Raw genomic sequence first — 323 nt, 5'->3', positions numbered from 1 at the left:
CGCCAAAGCCCTTTACCGCCAGCACGGACTCGCGCAGAAAGCTCTTGTTCCAGCGTAGCTGCTGCTTGATGAAATGGACCGGGCTGGTGGGGACCTGGGTCGAAGCAACGGCATCAAGAGCGATGATAACCCTTCCGCGTTGCAAGGCCAAGGCCGTCAACCGCCGATCATCCCCAAAATGGACGGCCTCACCCAGGAAGCGTTGTTCCATCCATTCGTTTTTGACTGCCCGCAGGAAGTCCGAGCGATAGACGGACAAGACACCCGACGCACAGAGCGCGGCCCCCATCACCGACTGCGCCGCGCGCTCCACCATGAAGGCG

General features: G+C 61.3%; 1 protein-coding gene. It reads right to left on the bottom strand.

The window, feature by feature from the left end; translation table 11 throughout:
• Positions 1-323: glycosyltransferase family protein (locus tag C5748_RS28450; protein WP_425350313.1), on the bottom strand; the 323-nt coding region annotated here is incomplete at both ends.

Origin of the sequence: Phyllobacterium phragmitis, assembly GCF_002980495.1 — a bacterium.
Taxonomy (GTDB): domain Bacteria; phylum Pseudomonadota; class Alphaproteobacteria; order Rhizobiales; family Rhizobiaceae; genus Paramesorhizobium; species Paramesorhizobium phragmitis.
The sequence above is the reverse complement of the archived record's forward strand: the minus strand, read 5'-3'. Positions and strand labels throughout refer to the sequence as shown.